Here is a 2,587-nt window from a genome sequence, read left to right as displayed (position 1 = left end):
GTCGAGGGATGGCGAACGGCACGCCCGCCCCACGCGCGGCCTCGAGGACGCGCTCGGCCGGCTCGGTCCAGCCGTGAAACGCCAGGGCGAACGTGCCCCAGTGAACCGGAATCAAGAGCCCGCCGCGAGCGTCCTGCACCGCGCGGACGCCCTGCTCCGGCCCCATGTGGATGTCGGCCCATCCTTGGTCGTAGGCGCCGACCTCGACGAGCGTCGCGTCGAACGGGCCGAGCCGTTCCCCGACCTCGAGGAAGTGCGGCCCGAAGCCGCCGTCGCCCGTCGCGTACACCTTGTGCTCGGCTCCGATGAACGCCCAGCCCGACCACAGCGTCCGGTCGCGGTCGGTCAATGACCGTCCCGAGAAGTGACGCGCCGGCGTGCAGACGACCTCGAGGCCGCCGACCTCGACGCGACCCCACCAGTCGCACTCTTGGATGCGGTCTGAAGCGACGCCCCAGCGCTCCAAGTGCGCCCCGACGCCGAGGGGACAGATCCACAGCGGGACGCGGGACGCGAGCGCTCGAACCGCGTGGTAGTCGAGGTGGTCGTAGTGGTCGTGGGTCAGGACGACCGCGTCGAGGGCGGGCACGTCCTCGAGGGCGAGCGGCGGCGCGTGGAACCGGCGGACGCCCAGCAAGCTCGACGGCGCCGCGGACTCACTGAAAACCGGGTCGACCAAGAACCGCCGGGCCTCGATCTCGACGAGCGTCGTGCCGTGGCCGAGCCAGGTGAGCCGGAGCGCACTCGGCGGCTCGAAGTCGGACGTCGTGCGGAGCTGGATGGGGACCGGCATCGAGGGCGAGCGCAGGCTCTTGTCTCCGAAGACCCACTCCTTGAGGCCCTTTCCCATCGCCTCGGCGCCGTCGGCCACGCCGGTCGGGATCTGGTTGTGGAACCGGCCGTCGCGCCATTGCGGCGAGCGACGCATCCGGTCGAGGCGGTCGCCTTCAGGCGTCCCGCCGAATACAGGCAGGCGAAAGGCGGCGACGCCGGCCGCGCCCACCAAGGCCACGCCGGTTAGCAAGGTTCGTGTCTTGGGCATGATGTCGAGTGTCGCGCCCTCGAGGGCGAGAGAGTGGGGCCGTCGTCGAGGACGGCGAGATCAGGACAATCCCATTCGCGAACGCAAGAAGGCGTCGAACACGCGGTCGGGCAAGAGCCACCGGGACGCGACCGCGAGCCGGGCCAGCCCGAACACGTCGACGTCGAACTGGCGCCGTCCTTCCTCGAGGTCGACGTCCTCGACGGCGCCGTACGAGCCGTAGCCGGCGTTGTGGACGAGCGCGTCGATCCGGCCCCCGGCCTCGAGGACGGCCTCGACGGCCGCCGTCATTGAATCGTTGTCGGTCACGTCGAGCGCGAGCATGGTGCCGCCCTTGGCCTCGATGGGCGCCATCTTTTCGACGCGCCGCGCAGCGCCGTAGACCGTATGACCGCGGGCCAGCAGGTGCTCGGCTGCAGACAAGCCGATCCTGGGAGAGGCTCCGGTGACGATGACGACGCTCGGTGTGGGCATGGAAGGCGGGATCGGTGTGAGGCGCTCCCACGGCCACCACGATTAGATGTTTCGATTATCGAACCAAGTCGCGTGGTCTCCTCACTCGGCCTCGAGGTCGATCCGGCATCGGCGGGTCCGGTAGAGCGGGCGCGACCCGTCCTCGGGGTTGGACAGCGTCCTCGAGGACGGGTCTCCTCGCGCGGTCCGGAAGCGGTTTCAGGCGTGGTACGGGGGTTGTGTCAACGGAGTGTGACCTCACCCACTGTTGTTGCGGCTGACCTCGTGCGCACCACCCGGCGCGACCGTGACCCCACCATCGTCCCCACCAGAGATGCACCGATCGCTCCTCTCCTTAACCGCCCTCGCAGGGCTCGTCGCCCTCAGTGGGTGCGCCGGGCTCGGCAACTACGGCAACAACGACTACTACGGAAACGACCGGTACGGAAACGACCGCTACGAAGACGGCCGGTACGGAAACGACCGCTACAACAACCGTGGTCGCTCGGCATTCCACCGCCGCGTCGAGCGCGACGCCCGCCGGTACGTCAACGACCTCGACCGGTACCTGCGGATCTCGAACCGGGAGGAGCGCGCCATCCGCGACTTGCTGATCGACCGGACCTACCGGCTCTTGGACCAGACCAACGTCCGTCGCCACCGTGATGTCTACCCGTTCCCGCGTCGCGGACGTGCGCAGCGGTGGTGGGCCCAGACCGACCGGCAGGTGGAGCGGATCTTGGACCGCCGCTTCCACGAGCCGTACGGCTACTACAACCGCTACGGCGGCCAGCGCTACAACGAGTACTACCGCCATCGCCGCTACGACAACCGCCGCGGCTGGTACGACACGCGCCGGGCGCGGAACGACGGCTACCGTCAAGGGCGCCAGGACGAGCGGGCTCGGGACCGTCGCCGCGACCGTCGAGATGCTGCACGTCGTGCCGATCGCCAGCAGGACCGTCGTCGTGCGGAGCGCCAGGAGGAGCGCCGGCGTGCCGAGCGTCGTGAGGACCGTCGTCGCACGGAGCGTCAGCAGGAGCGCCGCCGTGCCGAGCGCCAGCAGGATCGTCGCCAAGACCGCCGCCGTGC

At 69.7% G+C, this 2,587-nt stretch carries 2 protein-coding genes and 1 pseudogene; 1 reads left to right on the top strand and 2 read right to left on the bottom strand.

Translation table 11 applies throughout. The features are described from left to right. A partial coding sequence (locus WBA11_RS07435) for an MBL fold metallo-hydrolase (protein ID WP_424520065.1) occupies positions 1 to 1,042 on the bottom strand: 1,042 nt, incomplete at its 3' end. Between the two features lie 60 nt (positions 1,043 to 1,102). Further along, positions 1,103 to 1,516, bottom strand: a complete 414-nt coding sequence (locus WBA11_RS07430) for an SDR family NAD(P)-dependent oxidoreductase (protein WP_424520064.1) — start codon at positions 1,514 to 1,516, stop codon at positions 1,103 to 1,105. Between the two features lie 313 nt (positions 1,517 to 1,829). Here WBA11_RS07430 and WBA11_RS07425 point away from each other — a divergent pair. After that, positions 1,830 to 2,587: pseudogene (locus WBA11_RS07425) on the top strand (hypothetical protein); the annotation flags it as partial.

It is taken from the genome of Rubrivirga sp. (assembly GCF_049648075.1).
Classification (GTDB): Bacteria; Bacteroidota; Rhodothermia; order Rhodothermales; family Rubricoccaceae; genus Rubrivirga.
This window is presented reverse-complemented; position numbering and strand designations above follow the sequence as displayed.

Bases quoted from the DNA above. Each gene is read 5' to 3' on its own strand.
- WBA11_RS07430 (WP_424520064.1), bottom strand. From the start codon at position 1,516: ATGCCCACACCGAGCGTCGTCATCGTCACCGGAGCCTCTCCCAGGATC.